Raw genomic sequence first — 18,955 nt, forward strand, 5'->3', positions numbered from 1 at the left:
AAAAAAATTGTAAAACTGATTTTGCTTTTAATTTTATGAAAGTGAATTTCAACCCTAAAAATTCAAACTTCTTTTAATTAACTAAATATCAATATCATATATACGGATTTGGTTAACTTTCAAAATCATATTAAAAAACCATATTCAAAATGAAAAATGTAATTTGTGGATTTCATACTTTTGTTGAGTGAACACAAATGAATATTATATAAAGCGCTGTATTGAACTAGCGAAAAACGGTTTGGGTACAACTTACCCAAATCCTTTGGTAGGAAGTATTATTGTTTACAAAGGCAAAATAATTGGCGAAGGTTGGCACATCCGTGCTGGGGATGAACATGCTGAAGTTCGGGCGATAAATTCGGTTAAAAATCAAGATTTATTAAAAAAATCAACTATCTACGTGACGCTAGAACCTTGCAGTCATTTCGGAAAAACACCGCCATGCAGCGACTTGATAATCGAGAAGAAAATCCCGAAAATTGTCATCGGCACAGTAGATCCATTTGCAAAAGTTGCTGGACGTGGGATTGAAAAATTATTTTTAGCCGGACGACAAGTTACCGTAGGAGTTTGCGAAAACGAATGCGAAGATTTGAATAAGCGTTTTTTTACATTTCATCGGAAAAAACGGCCTTATGTCATCCTAAAATGGGCGCAAACCAAACATGGTTTCATTGCGCCTCCCGATCAAATTGTAGGCGATATTATTTGGATTTCGAATGCATATTCGAAGCAATTGGTTCATAAATGGCGAGCCGAAGAAGAAAGTATTTTGGTTGGCACCAACACAGCCATAAAAGATAATCCGCAGCTAAATACCAGACTTTGGAAAGGCGAAAATCCAGTGCGAGTGGTAATTGATCAAGATTTGAAGATTCCAAAAACTCATCACATATTTGATCAATCTGTGAAAACGATCGTTTTTCACAGCAAAAATTTCAAGCCGATTGATGACACTAATTTAATATTTGAAGCCTTAGATTTTGAAAGTAAGATACCAACACAAATTCTTGAAAAATTGCACCAACACAATCTCCAATCTGTTATTATTGAAGGCGGCGGCGTAACTTTACAAAATTTTATAAATGAAGATCTTTGGGATGAAGCCCGTGTATTTACAGGCGAAAATGCTATTGAAATTGGCATAAAAGCACCTATTTTGAATAAAAATCCGCATTCTGAAATACAAATTGAAAACGACCAACTCAACTATTTTTATAATGATTAAAAACATAATATTCGACTTTGGCGATGTTTTTTTGACTCTTGATAAAAGCGCCACTCAAAAACAATTACAAAAATTCGGAATTCAGGATTTTGATGAATCCATGATTGCCAATAATGAAGCTTACGAAAAAGGTGAAATTTCTTCAGAAAAATTTGTCGATTTCTATGTTGAAAAATTTGAAGGTTTAAGCAAAAATGAATTTACAAAAGCTTGGAATTCTATTTTAATTGAATTTCCAGAATCAAGATTGGATTTTTTAAAAGAACTGAAAATTTCAGGGCAATATAAATTGATTTTACTTAGCAATACCAACGAATTACATATCGATTGGGTGAAGGAAAATATTTCGGTTTTTGAAGAATTTAGAGCTTGTTTCGATAAATTTTATTTGTCGCATGAAATTCATTTCAGAAAACCAAATGCTAATATTTTTGAATTCGTTTTACGTGAAAACAATCTGAATCCAAATGAAGCACTTTTTGTAGACGATACAGAAATTCACACCAAAACCGCAAGAAAACTAGGAATTCATACTTGGCATTTACAAGCTGGCAAAGAAGATGTTACGGATTTATTTTCAATTAAAAAAGACCTATTTTGATAGTACTTCTGCTCAGTATTTTATCTTCAAGTACGATTTATATCGTTTTCAAACTGTTTGGAAAATTCAAAATAAACACCCTGAACGCATTAATCATTAATTATTTCACTGCTTTCATATTGGGCGTTTCAATGCAAGAAAATACAAATTTCGATGAGCTTTTGCACACCGTTTCCAAAGATTGGTTTTTGGGTTCTGTATTTCTTGGAGTCATGTTTATTGTTGTTTTCAGTTTAATGGTTGCAACGACTCAAAAAGGCGGAATGTCAGTGGTTTCTGTGGCTAGCAAAATGAGTGTCGCCATCCCTGTTGTGTTTGTGATTTTCTATTATGATGAATCTTTAGGAATTCTGAAAATTATTGGCATTTTGATGGCTTTATTTTCCGTGTATTTGGTTTCTGTAAGAAAAAAAGACGGACTGGATATAGATATGAAATATTTTATATTTCCCTTATTAGTTTTCCTAGGAAGTGGCATTATAGAAAGCAGTTTGAAATTTCTGGAAAACACCTATGTTTCCGATGCTGATGTTCCATTATTTTCTGCCAATACGTTTTTATTCGCCTGTATTTCGGGAATAATCGTTTACTGTTTTAAAGCCTTCAACAAAAAAAATCGGTATCGCTGGAAAGACGTTTTGGGTGGTTTTGCACTTGGCATTCCCAATTATTTTTCGATTTATTTTTTCATCAAAGCCTTACGGATTGAAAGTTTAAATGATTCTAGTATTTTTATCATCAACAATGTTTCCATCGTATTGCTTTCAACTATTTTAGGTATTATATTTTTTAAAGAAAAGTTGATTCCTAAAAATTGGTTTGGAATTTTAATTGCTGTTCTCAGTATTATTTTAATTACCTATTTGAATTGAATTTAGGCTGAAACTTGAAGTAGACTTTGGACATTATAATTGCCAGAATTGTTCCCACAAAAGCACCAACAATAATATCGCTAGGATAATGTACGCCGACAAATATTCGGCTAAGCGAGAATAAAATTGGCCAGATAAAAATCCAGCCTAGATGTTTGAAACGAGATTTCAAACATAAATATATAAAAACTGTCGCTCCGAATGATGTAGAAGCGTGACCTGAGAAAAAACTAAAATTCTGAGGTTCGTAAAGGATTTTGAGCGAGGTTGAAATTTCTTCAGCAAAATTTGGGCGTAATCGCTGTACATAGAACTTCGTCAACTCTGTGATGAAATGAATAAAACCAACATTGATTAGTAGCAGAGAGCTTCCAAATAAACCAGATTTCCAGCTTGTCTTTATAAAAAATAAAACCAATAGAAAAATGTAAAAGGGAATCCAGTTTTTGGAATGTGTCACAAAAACCCAAAATGAATCTAATGAATTTGGACTCAAATTATTGAGGAAAATCATTAATTCTATATCCCATTTTGCAGGATTGAGTTGCATTAAAAGCGACGTTTAATCGGCCCAACAGCATCTTCTATATCTTCTTTAACTTTAGTGGTTTCAGATTCAATGCTTTTCTTTTCTTCTTCAAATTCTTTTTTAATGTCAAAATCAACATTGTAATCTTTCTTCTGCTTGGTGATTTCAGTTTTTATTTCATCGGTAGCATGTCGAAAAGATTTCATGGTTTTCCCAAAAAATCGAGCCATTTCAGGAATTTTATCTGCACCAAAAACCATGACCAATACAAATAAAATAAAGGCAATTTCAGTTCCGCTGATAAATAATGGTAGTGTAATCATGGTGCAAATATACTAAGAAGCAAAAGATAAAATAAAATTTATTCTACAACTTCAAAAAATTGATAAACCAGTGAGTGTGGTTAATTCTTCCAGAGCTTTCATACCTAAAGCAGAATTCCCTTTAGGGTTTAACATCGGACTCCAAACCGCTACAGAATACCGCTTTGGATGAACTGCTACAATTCCACCTCCTACTCCACTTTTTCCTGGTAGACCGACGCGATAACTGAATTCTCCTGCTTCATCGTAAAATCCGCAAGTCTGCATAATTGAGTTAATTCTCTTTACGCTTTGTGGCGCGATGACTATTTCGCCAGTTCTAAAATGCTTGCCTTCATTTGCAAAAAGCATGAACGCCCTGGCGAGTTGCCCGCAAGTCATGGCAATAGAACACTGATGAAAATAAAAATCTAAAATGTCTTCTGTATCATTTTTAATATTACCTAAAGCTTTCATGTAATTGACCAAAGCTTTGTTTCTATAACCATGTTTACGTTCACTCCTAGCGACAGACTCGTCGTAATTGATATTATCGTCGTCGCAAAGTTTCCTTACAAATTTCAACAGATCGTTTTTGGGATCTTCCAGAACACTTAGTAAACTGTCGGCTATAACAATAGAACCCGCATTGATAAAAGGATTTCTAGGAATTCCGTGTTCTCGCTCCAATTCCGTCAAAGAATTAAATGGTGTTCCAGAAGGTTCAACATCAACACGTTTCCAAAGTTCGTCGCCCATAACTTCTTTAGCAATTGTAAGTGTAAACACCTTAGAAATACTTTGAATTGAAAATTTCTCCTGACTGTCGCCAAATTCAAAAGCTGAATCGTCGTGACAATACAAATACATACCGAATTTCATCGGGTCGACTTTAGACAATTCAGGAATATAGGCCGCTACTTTACCCAGATTTGGTTCAGGCTGAAATTCTCGCTGAATAATATTTAATATTGATTGATAATCCATTTAATTCAAATTAATAATTTCATCAGAATTTATTTCGTAAGCTTCATGTCCAATTTCAAAAACTCTGGCTTTAGGCTTGCCTTTGAGACGAATAACACCATCATTTACTTGTAGCCAACTTCCTTCTCTCAAACCAATTACATTTATATTATTCAAATTCTGAAATTCCTTCAAACGTGTTTCACGAGTTTCCCCTTTGTGTTTAGAATCCGGATTTGGATCTAGATAATGCGGATTGATATTGAATGGCAAAATACCTAGAGTTTCAAAACTTGGCGGATACACAATCGGCATATCATTTGTTGTCTGCATGTTTAGCCCACAAATGTTACTTCCAGCACTTGTCCCCAGATATGGTGTTCCAGATTGTACCGCTTTAGCCAAAACTGACATTATATTTAATTGATGTAACTGCTGAACCAATAAAAACGTATTGCCACCGCCAACAAAAATTGCTTCTGCCGACTGAATTGATTCTACTTTATCTTTGAATTCATGCAAACCAATCACAGATTTCACATGATTTTGTAAACCCTTTTTTGCTTTCAAGGTATATTCGTCGTGAGAAATCCCACCAGGTCGGGCAAATGGGACGAACAGAACTTCATCTATATTTTTGTAAAATTCAGATAAAGTTTCTGATAAATATTCTAAATATCCGCTTCCATGAACCGTAGATGTGCTTGCAATTATTGCTTTCATCTTTTTTCGTTAAAGTTACACAAGCTATTTAAGCTTAACAAAAGTTTAGTAGGGATTTTCTTCATTGTTATCCAAATATTTCTGTAAATTGTAATAAAAATAATCCCTATGAAATTCATTTTTACGAGCTTATGTCTTTTACTTTTTCAATTCAGTTTTGCACAAATAGATGATCGCGTCTATGTTGCTGGAAAAGTGAATGTTCCGCCAAACGGTGAAGTCAAAGGAATTGAAATTTACAATCAAAATTCTGAAAAAGGCACTGTTACAAATAAATACGGACAATTTGGGATTTCAGTAAAAGTTGACGATAAACTTACTTTTAAAGCTGTTCAATATCAAACTTTTTCGGTAATTGTAGATGAAAATATTGTGAAAAATAAAAAAATGGACGTCACTATTAAGGATGAAGTCAACACTTTAGAAGAAGTGATTGTTCAACCTTATGATTTAGATGGAAATATAGAGGTCGATGCCAAAAAAGTAAAAGAAAATTACATAAAATCCCCTGTGGAAGACTCTGATTCTGTAGTTCGAGGTTATGCAGGTTCGCAACCTAACCCGCGATCTATTACTATAAATGAGAATATCACAACAGAACAAAGATTCATCAAAAACGGTTTGAATATTGCCAATATATTTAGAGAAATCTTTCAGTCCAATGAAACTTCAAAAAACAAAAGAAAGCTATCTGAAGATGCCGATGTGATGGTTCGCAAAATATATAATGACGAATTTTTCAAAAAACATCTTGACATTGAAGAAGATGAAATTAATAATTTTATTTTCTATGTGGAAGATAGAGGTTTGGATAAAAAAATGCTCAAAGAAGGCAATGAATTAGAATTAATTGAGTTTTTGATAAAAGAATCTAAAAATTTCAAAAACCAATAATATAAGCTTGTGAGACTTTTCCTGATTTTTTGTCTAATTTCATTTTGGGCGCAATCTCAAAATGATGCTGTTCGCGGCAAAATTTATGCCGACTCTATTGAAACTTATCAAATCAATGTCATAAACATCGACCAGGAATTGGGACAAGTTTCTTCGAAAAATGGTGATTTTGAGATTCCAGCAAAACTTGGCGATTCCATTTTATTCACTTCACTTCAGCACAAAACTTTTACTTTGAAAGTTGACGAAAAGCATCTTGAGACTAGGAATTCCATTTTTATGGAAATGCAAATTAATGAACTCGATGAAGTGGTTTTGACAGAATATGACCTTAGCGGAGATTTAGGAAAAGATATAGAACAAGTTCAAACTCATTATTTAGACCAAAGGCAATTCGGATTTAACAAGCCTAGAAAATTATCTCCTGAAAAACGTGCTTTGTATACTGCAACTTCTAGCGGTGGCGGCGTTCCGCTAGATTACATTATCATGTCGCTCAATGGCCAAATGAAGAAACTTAGACAACGCATTGAGAATGCTGAATTAAAAAACAATCAGCAAAGAGTTTTGGCAAGCATGTCTTATAAATTCTTTGAAGACGACCTGAAAATTGAGCCTAAATACCACGAAGATTTCGCTTATTATTGCGCAGAAAGCCAAGATTTTATGAATACATTTCTTAAAGATGATAAACTTCTATTAATAGAAGCTTTCAAAACACAAGCTGTAGATTATATTGCACTAAAAAATAGCGACGAATGAAATTATTATCCTCATTTATTTTTGCGTTTTCTGTCATTTTCAGTTCTAATACGCACGAATTTTACCTTAGCGTAACCGATATTGAATATATTGAAGATGAAAAGAGTCTTCAGATTATTTCCAGAGTTTTTATAGATGACTTTGAAGATGTTCTAAACAAACGGTATCGCAAAGATTTAGTTTTAATTCCGGGTCAGGAAAAGAGCGAAACAGAATATTATGTTGAAAAATACATCAATGACAAGTTTGAAATCAGTATAGATAAGGACACACAAAAATTGAATTATTTAGGTAAAAAATATGAAGATGACATGATTTATTTGTTCATTGAAATAGAAAATATCCCAGAATTTAAAAGTATTGAAATTGAAAATCTAATTCTTACTGATTTATTTCAAGAACAGAAAAATATGATTCATTTTAAAGCCAAGGATTTCAAGCAAAGTTTTATCCTAGAAAAAGAAATCGGTTCCAAATTGATTCAGTTTTAATTTAATAATTACTCAAAAAAACTTTATTTTAGCATCCAAAATTTAAATAAATATGAATAATTTAAGATACTTATCGCTTTTTATGGCGATGTTTTTCGTTTCTGCAAGTGTTTTTGCTCAAGAAGAAAATACCGAAGAGAAACAACAAGGACACACCAACCAGAACAAATTTAGGCAGCTTTACGATGAATTTGCTACACCAAATGTTTACAGAACAGCTTCTGGTGCACCTGGTCATAAATATTATCAGAATACGGCAGACTACGAAATGGACATTATCCTAGATGATGAAAATACGATGCTTTATGGTGAGGAAACCATAACTTACACCAACAATTCTCCTGACGATTTGGAATATTTATGGGTTCAACTCGACCAAAATATAAGAAAAGAAGATAGTCCAGCGAGAGATAAAAATAGCAGTGAATTTTCTCCTGTAACACCAGCATCAAGCTTTGTAAACTCTCACATGTCACCGGAATTTAAAGGTGGTTTCAATATTGTAAGTGTCAACAAAGACGGCAGTCCACTTCCATACACGGTTAATTACACAATGATGAGAGTTGAAATGGCAGAACCTTTAGCTTCTGGCGATAGTTTTGAGTTTTCAATCAAATGGAACTACCTTATCAACAATCACGTTGAAAATAGCGGTCGTTCTGGTTACGAATATTTTCCAGAAGACGATAATCGTGCTTATGTAATTGCACAGTTTTTCCCAAGAATGGCAGTTTACAATGACAAAGAGGGCTGGCAGAATTATCAATTCTGGGGAAGCGGAGAATGGTCTTTACCTTTTGGGAATTATAAAGTAAACATTACAGTTCCTGAAGATCATATTTTAGATGCCACAGGAAAACTTCAAAATAGAAAAGATGTCTTCAGTAAAGAAATGATGGATCGTTATGAAAAAGCGCAAAAAACTTTTGATAAACCTGTGCTAATTGTTACTGAAGAAGAAGCGATAGCTAACGAAAAGAAAAATGCCACTAAAACTAAAACTTGGGAGTTTGAAGCTGAACAAGTTAGAGATTTTGGATTTGCAACGTCTAGAAAATTTATTTGGGATATGATGGCAGTTGAAGTTGGCGACAAAAATGTGATGGCCGTTTCTTTATATCCAAAAGAAGGAAATCCACTTTGGGAAGACTGGTCAACAAGAGCTGTGGCAAGTACATTGGAAACTTACAGCAAGTATACTTTCGAATATCCTTATCACAAAGCAATTTCTGTTCATGCAAAAAGTCAGGGGATGGAATATCCTATGATTTGTTGGAATTATGGACGCCCAGACGAAGATGGTAATATTTCAGACCGAGTTAAATACGGTATGATGAGTGTAATTATACACGAAATAGGTCATAACTTTTTCCCAATGATTGTCAATAGCGATGAAAGACAATGGGGCTGGATGGATGAAGGACTAAATACTTTTATGCAATATTTATCTGAACAAGAATTTGGAAAGAAATATCCTGAAGTCTTGAAAGGGAACCAACAAACCTTTGAAAAATATCCGTCGAGACGAGGAGAACCTAGTAAAATTGTAAATTACATGAAAGGTAATCAAGATTACATTTCGCCAATCATGACTAATCCTGAGCAAGTATATCAACTTGGTAATAATGCTTACGGAAAACCTGCAACTGCTCTAAATATTTTAAGAGAAACCGTTATGGGACCTGAGTTGTTTGATTATTCTTTCAAAAAATTTGCACAAAGATGGATGTTCAAACATCCAACTCCAGAAGATTTTTTCAGAACTATGGAAGATGCATCCGCAGTTGATTTAGACTGGTTTTGGAGAGGTTGGTTTTACACCACAGATTATGTAGATATTGGTGTAGAAGATGTTACAAATTATTTTATTACAAATAATCCAACGGAAGAAGGAAAAGCACTATTGAAAAGATATGGTATAGATAATCCTGAAGAAGATCCACGAACTGATGATGCTGTGTATTTACTAAGTGCTGACAGCGATGAATTCGACGAGTCTATGAAATCTGATGATCCTTTTGAAAATGCACCAAAACTTCACGAATATTTGATGGATAATTTCACACAAATGGAAATCAATGCCATGAAGCAACCAAATCATATTTATGAAATCACTTTTAACAAGCCTGGCGGACTTGTCATGCCATTAATTGTAAAATATCATTATAAAGATGGTACTTCCAAAATGGTAAAATATCCAGTTCAAGTATGGAGAAAAAATGATGAGGAGGTTAAAAAGGCGATTCTTTCTGAAAAAGAAATCGTAAAAATTGAAGTAGATCCAAATCAAGAAACTGCAGATGTGGATACTTCAAATAACGTTTGGCCAAGAGAAGAGTCCGAAAGTGAGTTTGATAAATTCAAAAACGAAGATTAAATTTAAAAATTAGTAATAGAAAAAAGCCGATTGACTATAAGTTAATCGGCTTTTTTATTTCAACCTAATCGATTTCAATAAATTTCAAAACCTTAGTTAAAACCTTAATTTTCAAGTTAGATACTTTCTCAACCACTTCTCCATCTATTTGAAGCAAAATCGGTTTTTCGAAGGAAATGTTTGCATTATTGGTTTGAATAACCTCAAAGTTATCGATATCATAAGTTTCATCGCTTAATGATGACAAGGCAGCTTTTAGCAAATCCGTGAAATCTACAGCTTTTATTAAAACAATCTCAAATTTACCATCATTCAGTTTTCCGATATTATTCAAAGCAATACCAGTACCAAATTTACGTCCGTTACAAATTGCCAACATGACTCCACTATACTCAGAACTCAGGTTTTCAGTTTCAATCTTAGCTTTGAAATTAGAAAGATTATTGAATTCTGAAAAGAAATGTTTTGCATATGTTATGAGTCCTCGACTGTCATCATTTTCATATTTTAAAATCAAATTAGCATTTGCGCCAACATCACCAATATGAAGCAAATGATATTTATCATTGATTAAAAGTAAATCTGTGTTGAAAAAGTTATCAGAATCAATATATTTCACCAATAAATTTTCCGCAAAATCATCAATTCCAAATTCTATTGCCATAGCGTTTGCAGATCCCATTGGGATAAAACCAATCGATATATCAAAATTTTTAAGAATTGGTGTCAGTAAACTCAAAGTGCCATCGCCACCAACGATAATAATTTTTTCAGGTGAATGTTTGGATAAAATATTTTTGATTTCAGAAACATCGTTTTTTCCTGTAGTTTCAAAAATTTGGGCTTTAATTGATTTCAATTCAAACCTGTAGCGAGCAAAATTCAAAAAATCAGTTTTATCCTGATCACCAGAAATAGGATTTACTACAAGTAAGATATCCATAATTATTGGCTTATGAGTTGATTTAAGTTTTGAATTTCTTCTTCTATATTATAATCATCTTGAAAATAAACACATTCTACACCAGAATTTTTCAAACTTTCCCATTTAGATTGTTGTATTTCGTCGACATTAAAACCAGTTTGTCTTATATAAACTTTTATAATCCTGTCTTCAAATTCATTGACAATTTGTTTATAAATATCCATATCTTTTTGGGTATCATCACCGATTAAAATGAATCTTTTCTGTGGCAAATTGGAAATCAAAGCCCTCAAAAATTTGAGTTTGTGTTCACCTTTACTCGGTTTGAAAAGCATTTTAAATTTCAAATATGGCGTCAATAGCAAAGGACCTTCTGGAACATCATTGAATCTAAAAATGGAAGTAATTAACCCAAAAAGATTACTTTCACTTTTGGACAAATAAAAAATTCTGAAATCTTTTTTTTCAAAAAAATCTAAAAGCGCACTGATATATAGTACTTTCTTACGCTTATTAGGCCTTTTGAAAAGTATAGTATAAATACGTTTTAAAGCTGAAGCAGTGTGAGAATGAATTACTGTGTCGTCAATATCAGAGATAATTTCTATCAATCCGGATTTATTTTTAAATACAAAAGGATGGGATTGAGTTGGTTCTAAAATATTGCCATTTTCATCATAAAAATCAAAATTGGTAGATTGAAAAGCATCAAATACTTTAAAGAAATAGCCTTTAGAGTCTGTTTTCAGACTTAAAGATTTTTCATCAGATTTCAAATAAATTGAACGGTCAGAATAAGGTTTTTTCCAATAAGATTTCAAAACCTTAAGTGAATTTCCAAAAATAGATTTAGGCTTTTGAATAATACTTGTTTTATTTTTCAAAACAGTTCCTGTGACCAAAGTTTTTTGGTCGAGTTGAATAATGCTTAGATGCCATAAAAAAGCCATAGTCAAAAATATTATTGAGTTTTATTTACTTTGCTTAAAAGATAAATTCCGCCAAGAAAAAACAAAATAAGAAAAATAATTGCATTTCTAATACTGCCAGTTATTTGTGCAATAAAACCATAGATAAACATGCCTATGACAATTCCAACTTTTTCCGAAACCTCGTAAAAACTAAAGTACGAAGCCGTATCTTTTGTATCGTCAGGGATGTATTTTGAATAGGTTGAACGGGACAAAGACTGAATGCCTCCCATGACCAAACCAACAAAAAATGCTGTAATATAAAATTGAATGGGTTCTGTAATAAAAAACGCATAAACACAAATAAAAATCCAGATCACGTTTATGCCGATTAGTAAATTTATATTTCCATATTTCGTGGCTAATCTCGATGCTAAATTAGCGCCAAAAATGGCTATAATTTGAATCAAAAGAATACTCACAATCAAGCCTGTCGTAGATTCACCTTTTGGCCACTGAATTTCGCCTACGCCAAAATAAGTAGCGATTAACATGATGGTCTGAACTGCCATACTATAAACAAAAAATGCACGTAAATAGCGTTCCAATTGAATGGATTGTTTTATTTTGAAATAAGTTTTCTTCAACTCTCTAAAACCATTCAACCATAATTCTTTGTTTCGCATCTCCCCTTTTCTAGTGCCTCTTGGTAAATACAGGTAGGTATATTGACTAAAACCAATCCACCAAATTCCTGTTAGAATAAATGAAATTCTTGTTGGCAAACCTTCACTTTCAAAACCAAAACTCTCATGAAATAAAATCATACTCAAGCAAAGCAAAAGTAAAATCACGCTGCCAATATAACCAAGAGAAAAGCCTTTGGCCGAAGCTCGGTCTTGCTGTTCTTTGAAAGCAATATCTGGTAAATAGGAATTATAAAAAACAATACTGCCCCAAAAACCAATTAGACCTAGAAAATAACACAACAAACCAAACCACAAAAAATCAAGTGAAAACCAAAATAAACCAATACAAGATGCAGCTCCCAGGTAGTTGAAAAATTTCATAAACACCCGCTTATTCCCCATATAATCTGCTATTCCACTTAGAAAAGGACTCATTACAGAAATTAATAAAAATGCAGTTGCAGTTACATAACTAATTAGCGCATCATTATTAAAATCAAAACCTAAGAAATTAACCGTATCGTTTAGAACTTCGCCTTCATCATTCTTAATAATGGTTAGAGCACCGTAGTAAATCGGGAATACCGCAGAAGTGATCACAAGTGGATACACCGAATTTGCCCAATCGTAAAAAGCCCATGCATTGATGAGCTTTTTATGACCTTTTGGAAGTTTTCTAATTTTCAGGTTCAATTATTCAAAATTTGTAACGCCATATTTTTTTGCGATTTTTTTAGCCTCAGGTGCCCATTCATTCAAATTTTTAATTCTTTCATCGGTGGACGGGTGTGTACTCAAAAATTGTGGCGGAGAATTTCCTCCAGAATTAGCTTTCATTCGCTTCCATAATTCAGAAGCTTCATCAGGATCATAACCCGCAATTGCCATGAGTTTAATCCCAATTCTGTCTGCTTCCGTTTCATGTTTTCTACTAAAAGGCAACATCACTCCAATTTGTGAACCAATACCATAAGCCGTAGCAAATAATTCTTGTGTTTGCTGATCTTCATTTCCCAAAGCGATTGTTCCAACCGCTCCAACAGTTTGTTGAATTTGTGCAGCACTCATTCTTTGCTGACCATGATTTGCTAAAGCGTGCGCTACTTCATGACCCATAATGGCAGCCACTCCAGTTTCATTTTCTGCAATCGGCAAAATTCCTGTGTAAAATGCAATTTTCCCACCTGGCATTGCCCAGGCATTAACCTGATCGTCTTCAATAAGGTTAAACTCCCATTTATAATTGTCTGTATAATTTGGATATCCATTTTCTTGCAGATAACGTTCAGAAGCATTAGCGATTTTTTGACCGACACGTTTTATCATTATCGCGTCATCAGTACCATTCACAACTTTTGCTTCTTCCAAAACTTTATTATACTGCTCGAAAGACATTGGTAATATTTGTGAATTGGGCACCAAAGCTAATGTACTTTTCCCCGTGAAAGGATTTGTTCCACAATTCATTAAAAAAAATACCAAAACAAAACTGGTATAAAATTTGAACTTACTCATTTAAAATATTTTTCAGGGTTATTCACAAAATCAAATCTAATCATAAAATTGATTTTAAAATCCCATTGAAATGTGAAATTTGAATAAACATCGTTAGAATTAGTTTATTTTTAAAATAAAAAAATGAAAAATCTTATTATTACGATTGTCTTTTTAAGTTTGATTTCTTGTAAATCTGAAGCACAACAGGATGAAAATTCAGATTTTAAAATTCAAAAAACAGAAGAGGAATGGAAAGCTGAACTCACTTCAAAAGAATTTGAAGTTTTGAGAAAAGCAGGTACCGAAAGACCATTTTCAAGTCCACTGAACGACATTTCTGAGCCTGGTACATTTGTTTGCGCAGCTTGTGGAAATGAATTGTACAGAACCAAACACAAATTCAAAAGTGGCACTGGCTGGCCAAGTTTTGACAGAGCAATTGATGGTAGTTTAGCCTTAAGTTCTGATAAAAAACTTGGATATGAAAGATCCGAAGCACTCTGTGGAGATTGCGGCGGTCATTTAGGACACATTTTCAATGACGGCCCAGAAGAAACCACAGGCAAAAGACACTGCATAAATGGTGTGGCCTTAGATTTTATCCCTGAAAAACAATAAAATATTATGAAAAAAGCAATTGACAAAACCGAAGCTGAATGGCGAGAAGAGCTTTCTGATGAAGCTTTTAGAATTTTAAGAGAAAAAGGAACGGAACCACCATTCTCTGGCAAATACAACACCCATTTCGAAGATGGAAAATACCACTGCAAAGCTTGCGATGCATTGCTATTTGACAGTGAATCAAAATTTGAAAGCAACTGTGGTTGGCCTAGTTTCGACAGTTCTGTTGAAGGCGCAATCGAGTATAAAAAAGACGTGAGTTTGGGTATGCAACGCATAGAAATTCTATGTTCCAACTGTGGCGGACATATTGGTCATATTTTCGATGACGGTCCTACAGATACCGGAAAACGCTATTGCGTGAATTCAATCAGTATTAATCATAAAAGCAAAAACGATGAAAAAAATTAGCACAATACTTTTAGGAATTTTATTTCTTATTTCTTGTGAAGGCGATCGCGGTCCTGCTGGACCTCCAGGACCTCCAGGAAGTGGAGAAGCCATTATTGGCAATATTTATGAAATTGAAGCTGATTTGCTTCCTCAAAACAACTATGCGACCAATTATGAATTTCCGTTAGATGTAGAAGTTTTTGAAAGCGATGTCGTAATGGTTTATCTATTGGAGGAACAAATCAGTGATTCATCTGGACCAGTTGACGTTTGGACGCCACTTCCACAAAGTTTTTTCTTTAATGATGGCAGCCAAGTGGTCTATAATTTTAATCATACATTTTTTGATGTAAAGATCTTTTTAAATGGAAATACCAATTTAGATACTTTACCAGATGCGTTCATTTTCAACCAAATCTTTAGAATTGCTATTTTGCCAGCGGATTTTGCTGAAAATAACCCAAATGTGAATCTCAATAATCTAGAATCTGTAATGCAAGCCACGAATAATAATGAAATAGAGAAATTGAATTAAAAATCCTCATTTCAGAAATAAATAAAAGACCTGAGAGAAATTTCAGGTCTTTTGCATTTAAAAATAGTTAATATAGCTAATAAAAAGTAAGATTTGAAACAAAAACAGCAATACACCAAGAATCAATGATTTACCAGCAATTTGAAACAAAGATTTTAGTTTGATTTTATAGCCAATACCAACCATGGCAACATTCAGAAGAAAATTTCCAAAACTTGACACTTCTGATGTCATCGCTTCTGAAATGAAAGAAAACTGACTAAAACCGATGGCTACTAGAAAAAATATGATGAAGAATGGAAAACCAACGTTTTGATTTTGAGCTTGATTTTTACTACTGAAAGTCACATAAACAATCAACAAAAGCGGAATAAGTAACAATACGCGTCCCATTTTGATCACGGTAGCCAAAACGCCTACCTCTTCATTCACCGAAAACCCCGCACCAACGACATGTCCCATTGATTGTAAAACGCCACCAATAAAAAAACTGGTTTCATCTTGACTAAAATGCAAATACACAGCAACTATTGGTAGAAGAAACAAACCGATGGTGCTCAGCAAATTGATAATTCCGATAGCCATGCCAGTTTCGGATTCTTTAGATTTCAATATTGGTGAAATTGCGCCAATTGCTGCGGAACCACAGATAGCACTGCCGGCGCCGAGCAAAAGATTTAGCTTTGGGTCAAGTTTGAAAATTTTACCAAAAAATAAAGCCAAAGCAATAACTGCCAAAACGCTGAAAAGGATAAACCACCAGAAATCTGAATTTATTTCTCCCAACACGGAAAAATTCAGTCCAAACCCAATCAAAACAATAGCAGTTTCCAAAATGTTTTTTTCAGAAAAAGCCATGCCACTTTGAATTGGTTTTAGTGAAATCGGAATATTGGCAAGCACAATTCCAAAGATCAACGCCAAGCTGGTTGTATTCAACCAAAAGCTGTATTCTGAAATAAACTCTGCTAAGAAAGTGAGTCCGAGTGCCAAAAATACACCAGGACTCCACTTTACTATTTTTTTCATCATCAAATTCCTGCTTTAATATAATACCAACCTTCAGCTTGTTTTTCAACAATTTCTTTGATGCCCATCGGAACAAATTTTACAAAATCAAATAATTCTGATTTCGATATATTTTTCGCATTCAGGGTGTTTTCGCAAGCCTTAAATTCTACTCCTTTGGCTTCCAATTCTGCCAATTCAACACCATAATTTGAACCTTCTGAAACCAAAAACTGAATTCCGCCCGAATGTACAACAACACTGAGTTTTGCAGACGGCCAATCACGAGTTAAATTTTTCAATTGATTGACCAAGGCTTTTTGACTTGTTGGAGAAGCGTCCGTCAGTTGAAAAACAACTTTGTAATCTTCGTTTTCAGACTGTGCGTTTGCAGATTTTGAATATCCAAATGTCAGAATTAAGACAAATATAATATGTTTAAAAAAATTCATTTTTTGTGTTTTTTAGTTTTCTAATGAAAATGATAATCTGTATCGGGTAACTGTGAAAGCACGTCTTCACCTAAATCTAAAGCTTTAGCACGTCCATCTTTCACTGGAGAAATGGTATCTTTTGTTTTTAGATATTCTGCCAAAACCTCATGAATTGTGAAATCATGAACTTTGGGATTTTTCACGTTTGGCAATCTGCAAATCATATCCAAAGCCTCGCCATCACGACGACAAGCTGAAATTGAATAGTATTTATTCATATCCATCGGTTCGCCATTTACTGTCAGATTTACAACTCGATTTCCTTTCTTTGCCTTAGCATTAAATTCTAGTTCCATTCCAGAAAAACGGACTAACCAGCCACCGAAACGCTCTGTCCCAACCTCTGCAAACACATTGTGCAATTCTTGCTCCAGCCAATTTTTTATTTGTTCACCTTTAGCTTCTCCGGTTTTAACTTTTTCATTGACAGGCAACATATTCCAAATGTAACTGTATGTGATTGCGGCTGGTTTTCCGTCTTTCGGCACCAACGGCGGGCTGAATCTAAAACCATTGGATAACGAAATATCTGTATTCATTTTCCATCTGGCTGCATCGGTAATCATGTTGTCCATCGGATTTTCGACCACAAAATATCGATAAAGCGGTGTGTTTGTGTAGCCTAAAATTTGATCTGTTTTGGATTTATAAGGCTGAAGTGCGGAATCTATAGATTTCTGAACTTCAGGATCTGGCGGATATTTTTCTGGATCAACTTCCATCAAATCATATGTTTCATTGATTATTCTTCCGTCTTTAACTTCCAAATCCAAACTACCGACAAAACTTCCAAAAGCGCCGGGTTCAGTAACTTTTGCAAACTTTCTTTGTAAAGGTTTCCGGATGCGTTCGTGGGTGTCGTTGCCCAAAACATAATCGATATCTTTTAAAATGTCTTGATCTGCCAAATGAACTTGCTTGGCAATTCCAATATGCGTCACCAAAAACAAAATATCAACGTTTTGTTCTGTTTTCAATTCAGAAATCAACGCAGACAAATTGGATTCTATGGATTTGAAATCAATCCCTTTACTGAAAGATGGGTTTTGTCTTACCGGAATTTCTGGATCGTTATAAGCGATAAATCCTAACTTTGTATCACCAACTTCTTTGATAAAATATGGCGGAAAAAGCAGATTTTCGCTGGCTTCATCGTACATATTGGCCGCAATAACTTGCGGTTCGTATGCCCGCAGAGCAGAAAGCATTTTTGACTTTCCGTAAACCACTTCCCAGTTTCCTGGAATAAGAAAATCGTAACCCATTTTATTGACGATGTCAGGAAAAATTTGACCTTCAGATAAAGCTGCAACTGCACTGCCTTGGATTAAATCGCCCCCGTCCAATACAATTGTAGCATCTTGATTTTCGGATTTTACGTCATCAAAAAGCGTTTTGATAGACGCCATGCCACCACGTCTTTTGAAAATAATTTCGTTATTTTCCCAGAAAAATTCATCGTGAACATTCACTTGACCATGAATGTCGGCAGTCTGCAAAATGGTGATTTTTTGGGTGTCGCTATTTTTCTTTTCTTTTGAATTTTCATTTGCATTTTTGCAGGATAGAACTGTCAATCCTACAAAAATGAGAACTATAATTTGTTTCAACATTGTTTTATTTTTTAAGGAATGAATACATTATGACCTTGCGCTTGTAACTGATAAATTCGAATAAAAGCGTTGGGAACAGTTTCAAAATCGTCGATTAGGTTTGTTTTGGAAACGCCTAGTTTTTTCATGGCAACTTCACAAACGCTAACTTTCATGTTAGAAGAGTTTTGATTTTTCACAAATTCAGCTAAATCTCCATCTTTGATTAATTTTTGGACAATTTTCCCCCAGACTACAATTTCGAAATTTTTATCGGCTAAGTCATTAGATTTCATTTCCTGAAAAGTGCCAAAAGCAAATCTGAAGTGTTTTTCTGTGCTGACACCCATGACAAATTTTTCAGATTGTTTCAAGTCCAAAACGACTTCAGGAGACAAAGAATTTTGTGCATTTAGAATGTTCGCACTAAAAAACAACAGCATCAAAATGCTGATTTTATATATTTTATAAGATAACATGATTTTAGTTTTAGAATTTTAAAAAAAATAGTTTGAATTTCTAGAATTCAATACTTTACAGTA

At 33.8% G+C, this 18,955-nt stretch carries 22 protein-coding genes; 10 read left to right on the forward strand and 12 right to left on the reverse strand.

Going from position 1 to position 18,955, the window contains the following annotated elements; translation table 11 throughout:
- The first annotated feature begins 187 nt into the window (after positions 1 to 187).
- Genes ribD through EIG86_RS11830 form a run of 3 tightly spaced genes read left to right on the forward strand, consistent with a single transcriptional unit; the run spans position 188 to position 2,704 of the window.
- Positions 188 to 1,231, forward strand: a complete 1,044-nt coding sequence (ribD, locus tag EIG86_RS11820) for a bifunctional diaminohydroxyphosphoribosylaminopyrimidine deaminase/5-amino-6-(5-phosphoribosylamino)uracil reductase RibD (RefSeq protein ID WP_127846388.1) — start codon at positions 188 to 190, stop codon at positions 1,229 to 1,231.
- A complete protein-coding gene (locus EIG86_RS11825) occupies positions 1,224 to 1,832 on the forward strand; it encodes an HAD family hydrolase (protein ID WP_127846389.1) in 609 nt (202 codons plus the stop codon). The genes ribD and EIG86_RS11825 overlap by 8 nt, the downstream gene beginning before the upstream one ends.
- Positions 1,829 to 2,704, forward strand: a complete 876-nt coding sequence (locus EIG86_RS11830; RefSeq protein ID WP_127846390.1) for an EamA family transporter — start codon at positions 1,829 to 1,831, stop codon at positions 2,702 to 2,704. The genes EIG86_RS11825 and EIG86_RS11830 overlap by 4 nt, the downstream gene beginning before the upstream one ends.
- Here the strand turns inward: EIG86_RS11830 and EIG86_RS11835 are convergent.
- From EIG86_RS11835 to pepE, 4 genes are read right to left on the reverse strand one after another with little or no spacing between them, the layout of a single operon-like run.
- Complete coding sequence (locus EIG86_RS11835; protein ID WP_127846391.1) at positions 2,688 to 3,254, reverse strand: phosphatase PAP2 family protein; 567 nt, start codon at positions 3,252 to 3,254, stop codon at positions 2,688 to 2,690. The two genes, EIG86_RS11830 and EIG86_RS11835, sit on opposite strands and share 17 nt — an antisense overlap.
- Positions 3,254 to 3,556, reverse strand: a complete 303-nt coding sequence (locus tag EIG86_RS11840; RefSeq protein WP_127846392.1) for a Sec-independent protein translocase subunit TatA/TatB — start codon at positions 3,554 to 3,556, stop codon at positions 3,254 to 3,256. Before EIG86_RS11840 ends, EIG86_RS11835 begins: the two co-directional genes overlap by 1 nt.
- A gap of 51 nt (positions 3,557 to 3,607) precedes the next feature.
- Entirely contained in the window at positions 3,608 to 4,522 is a 915-nt protein-coding gene (locus EIG86_RS11845) for a glutaminase (protein WP_127846393.1), read from the reverse strand.
- On the reverse strand, positions 4,523 to 5,224 hold the full coding sequence (gene pepE / locus EIG86_RS11850; RefSeq protein ID WP_127846394.1) for a dipeptidase PepE: 702 nt from the start codon (positions 5,222 to 5,224) through the stop codon (positions 4,523 to 4,525). It abuts the gene before it with no gap.
- 108 nt (positions 5,225 to 5,332) lie between these two features.
- Here pepE and EIG86_RS11855 point away from each other — a divergent pair, with 108 nt between their 5' ends.
- The 4 genes from EIG86_RS11855 to EIG86_RS11870 are packed head-to-tail and all read left to right on the forward strand — an operon-like array spanning position 5,333 to position 9,748.
- The gene (locus EIG86_RS11855; RefSeq protein WP_127846395.1) at positions 5,333 to 6,118 is read left to right on the forward strand and encodes a carboxypeptidase-like regulatory domain-containing protein; all 786 of its coding nucleotides are present in this window, start codon (positions 5,333 to 5,335) and stop codon (positions 6,116 to 6,118) included.
- 9 nt (positions 6,119 to 6,127) lie between these two features.
- Positions 6,128 to 6,880 (forward strand): hypothetical protein, encoded by a 753-nt coding sequence (locus tag EIG86_RS11860; protein ID WP_127846396.1) that lies wholly within the window; start codon positions 6,128 to 6,130, stop codon positions 6,878 to 6,880.
- Positions 6,877 to 7,371, forward strand: a complete 495-nt coding sequence (locus EIG86_RS11865) for a DUF6702 family protein (RefSeq protein ID WP_127846397.1) — start codon at positions 6,877 to 6,879, stop codon at positions 7,369 to 7,371. The genes EIG86_RS11860 and EIG86_RS11865 overlap by 4 nt, the downstream gene beginning before the upstream one ends.
- 52 nt (positions 7,372 to 7,423) lie before the next feature.
- Entirely contained in the window at positions 7,424 to 9,748 is a 2,325-nt protein-coding gene (locus tag EIG86_RS11870; protein ID WP_127846398.1) for a M1 family metallopeptidase, read from the forward strand.
- 64 nt (positions 9,749 to 9,812) lie between these two features.
- Here EIG86_RS11870 and EIG86_RS11875 read toward each other — a convergent pair whose 3' ends face one another.
- The 4 genes from EIG86_RS11875 to EIG86_RS11890 are packed head-to-tail and all read right to left on the reverse strand — an operon-like array spanning position 9,813 to position 13,788.
- Positions 9,813 to 10,691, reverse strand: a complete 879-nt coding sequence (locus tag EIG86_RS11875) for a diacylglycerol/lipid kinase family protein (protein WP_127846399.1) — start codon at positions 10,689 to 10,691, stop codon at positions 9,813 to 9,815.
- A gap of 2 nt (positions 10,692 to 10,693) precedes the next feature.
- Positions 10,694 to 11,623 (reverse strand): phosphatase domain-containing protein, encoded by a 930-nt coding sequence (locus tag EIG86_RS11880; protein ID WP_127846400.1) that lies wholly within the window; start codon positions 11,621 to 11,623, stop codon positions 10,694 to 10,696.
- An 11-nt stretch (positions 11,624 to 11,634) separates the two neighbouring features.
- Positions 11,635 to 12,954, reverse strand: coding sequence for an MFS transporter (locus EIG86_RS11885; protein WP_192901735.1), 1,320 nt, complete (start codon positions 12,952 to 12,954; stop codon positions 11,635 to 11,637).
- A gap of 12 nt (positions 12,955 to 12,966) precedes the next feature.
- On the reverse strand, positions 12,967 to 13,788 hold the full coding sequence (locus EIG86_RS11890; RefSeq protein ID WP_127846401.1) for a M48 family metallopeptidase: 822 nt from the start codon (positions 13,786 to 13,788) through the stop codon (positions 12,967 to 12,969).
- A gap of 123 nt (positions 13,789 to 13,911) precedes the next feature.
- On the opposite strand from EIG86_RS11890, the gene msrB (EIG86_RS11895) reads away from it, so the two are divergent.
- Genes msrB (EIG86_RS11895) through EIG86_RS11905 form a run of 3 tightly spaced genes read left to right on the forward strand, consistent with a single transcriptional unit; the run spans position 13,912 to position 15,319 of the window.
- Positions 13,912 to 14,388: a peptide-methionine (R)-S-oxide reductase MsrB gene (msrB, locus tag EIG86_RS11895; protein WP_127846402.1), complete on the forward strand. Its 477-nt coding sequence runs from the start codon at positions 13,912 to 13,914 to the stop codon at positions 14,386 to 14,388.
- A 6-nt stretch (positions 14,389 to 14,394) separates the two neighbouring features.
- On the forward strand, positions 14,395 to 14,802 hold the full coding sequence (gene msrB, locus EIG86_RS11900; RefSeq protein WP_127846403.1) for a peptide-methionine (R)-S-oxide reductase MsrB: 408 nt from the start codon (positions 14,395 to 14,397) through the stop codon (positions 14,800 to 14,802).
- Positions 14,789 to 15,319, forward strand: coding sequence for a hypothetical protein (locus tag EIG86_RS11905; protein WP_127846404.1), 531 nt, complete (start codon positions 14,789 to 14,791; stop codon positions 15,317 to 15,319). Before msrB (EIG86_RS11900) ends, EIG86_RS11905 begins: the two co-directional genes overlap by 14 nt.
- Positions 15,320 to 15,376: 57 nt before the next feature.
- Here the strand turns inward: EIG86_RS11905 and EIG86_RS11910 are convergent, their stop codons facing one another.
- The 4 genes from EIG86_RS11910 to EIG86_RS11925 are packed head-to-tail and all read right to left on the reverse strand — an operon-like array spanning position 15,377 to position 18,892.
- The gene (locus EIG86_RS11910) at positions 15,377 to 16,351 is read right to left on the reverse strand and encodes a YeiH family protein (RefSeq protein WP_127846405.1); all 975 of its coding nucleotides are present in this window, start codon (positions 16,349 to 16,351) and stop codon (positions 15,377 to 15,379) included.
- Entirely contained in the window at positions 16,351 to 16,779 is a 429-nt protein-coding gene (locus EIG86_RS11915) for a DsrE family protein (protein WP_127846406.1), read from the reverse strand. The genes EIG86_RS11910 and EIG86_RS11915 overlap by 1 nt, the downstream gene beginning before the upstream one ends.
- A gap of 20 nt (positions 16,780 to 16,799) precedes the next feature.
- Positions 16,800 to 18,434, reverse strand: coding sequence for a bifunctional metallophosphatase/5'-nucleotidase (locus EIG86_RS11920; RefSeq protein ID WP_127846407.1), 1,635 nt, complete (start codon positions 18,432 to 18,434; stop codon positions 16,800 to 16,802).
- 11 nt (positions 18,435 to 18,445) lie between these two features.
- Positions 18,446 to 18,892, reverse strand: a complete 447-nt coding sequence (locus EIG86_RS11925) for a DsrE family protein (RefSeq protein WP_127846408.1) — start codon at positions 18,890 to 18,892, stop codon at positions 18,446 to 18,448.
- Positions 18,893 to 18,955 lie beyond the last annotated feature (63 nt).

Origin of the sequence: Psychroflexus aestuariivivens (assembly GCF_004010055.1) — a bacterium.
GTDB lineage: Bacteria > Bacteroidota > Bacteroidia > Flavobacteriales > Flavobacteriaceae > Psychroflexus > Psychroflexus aestuariivivens.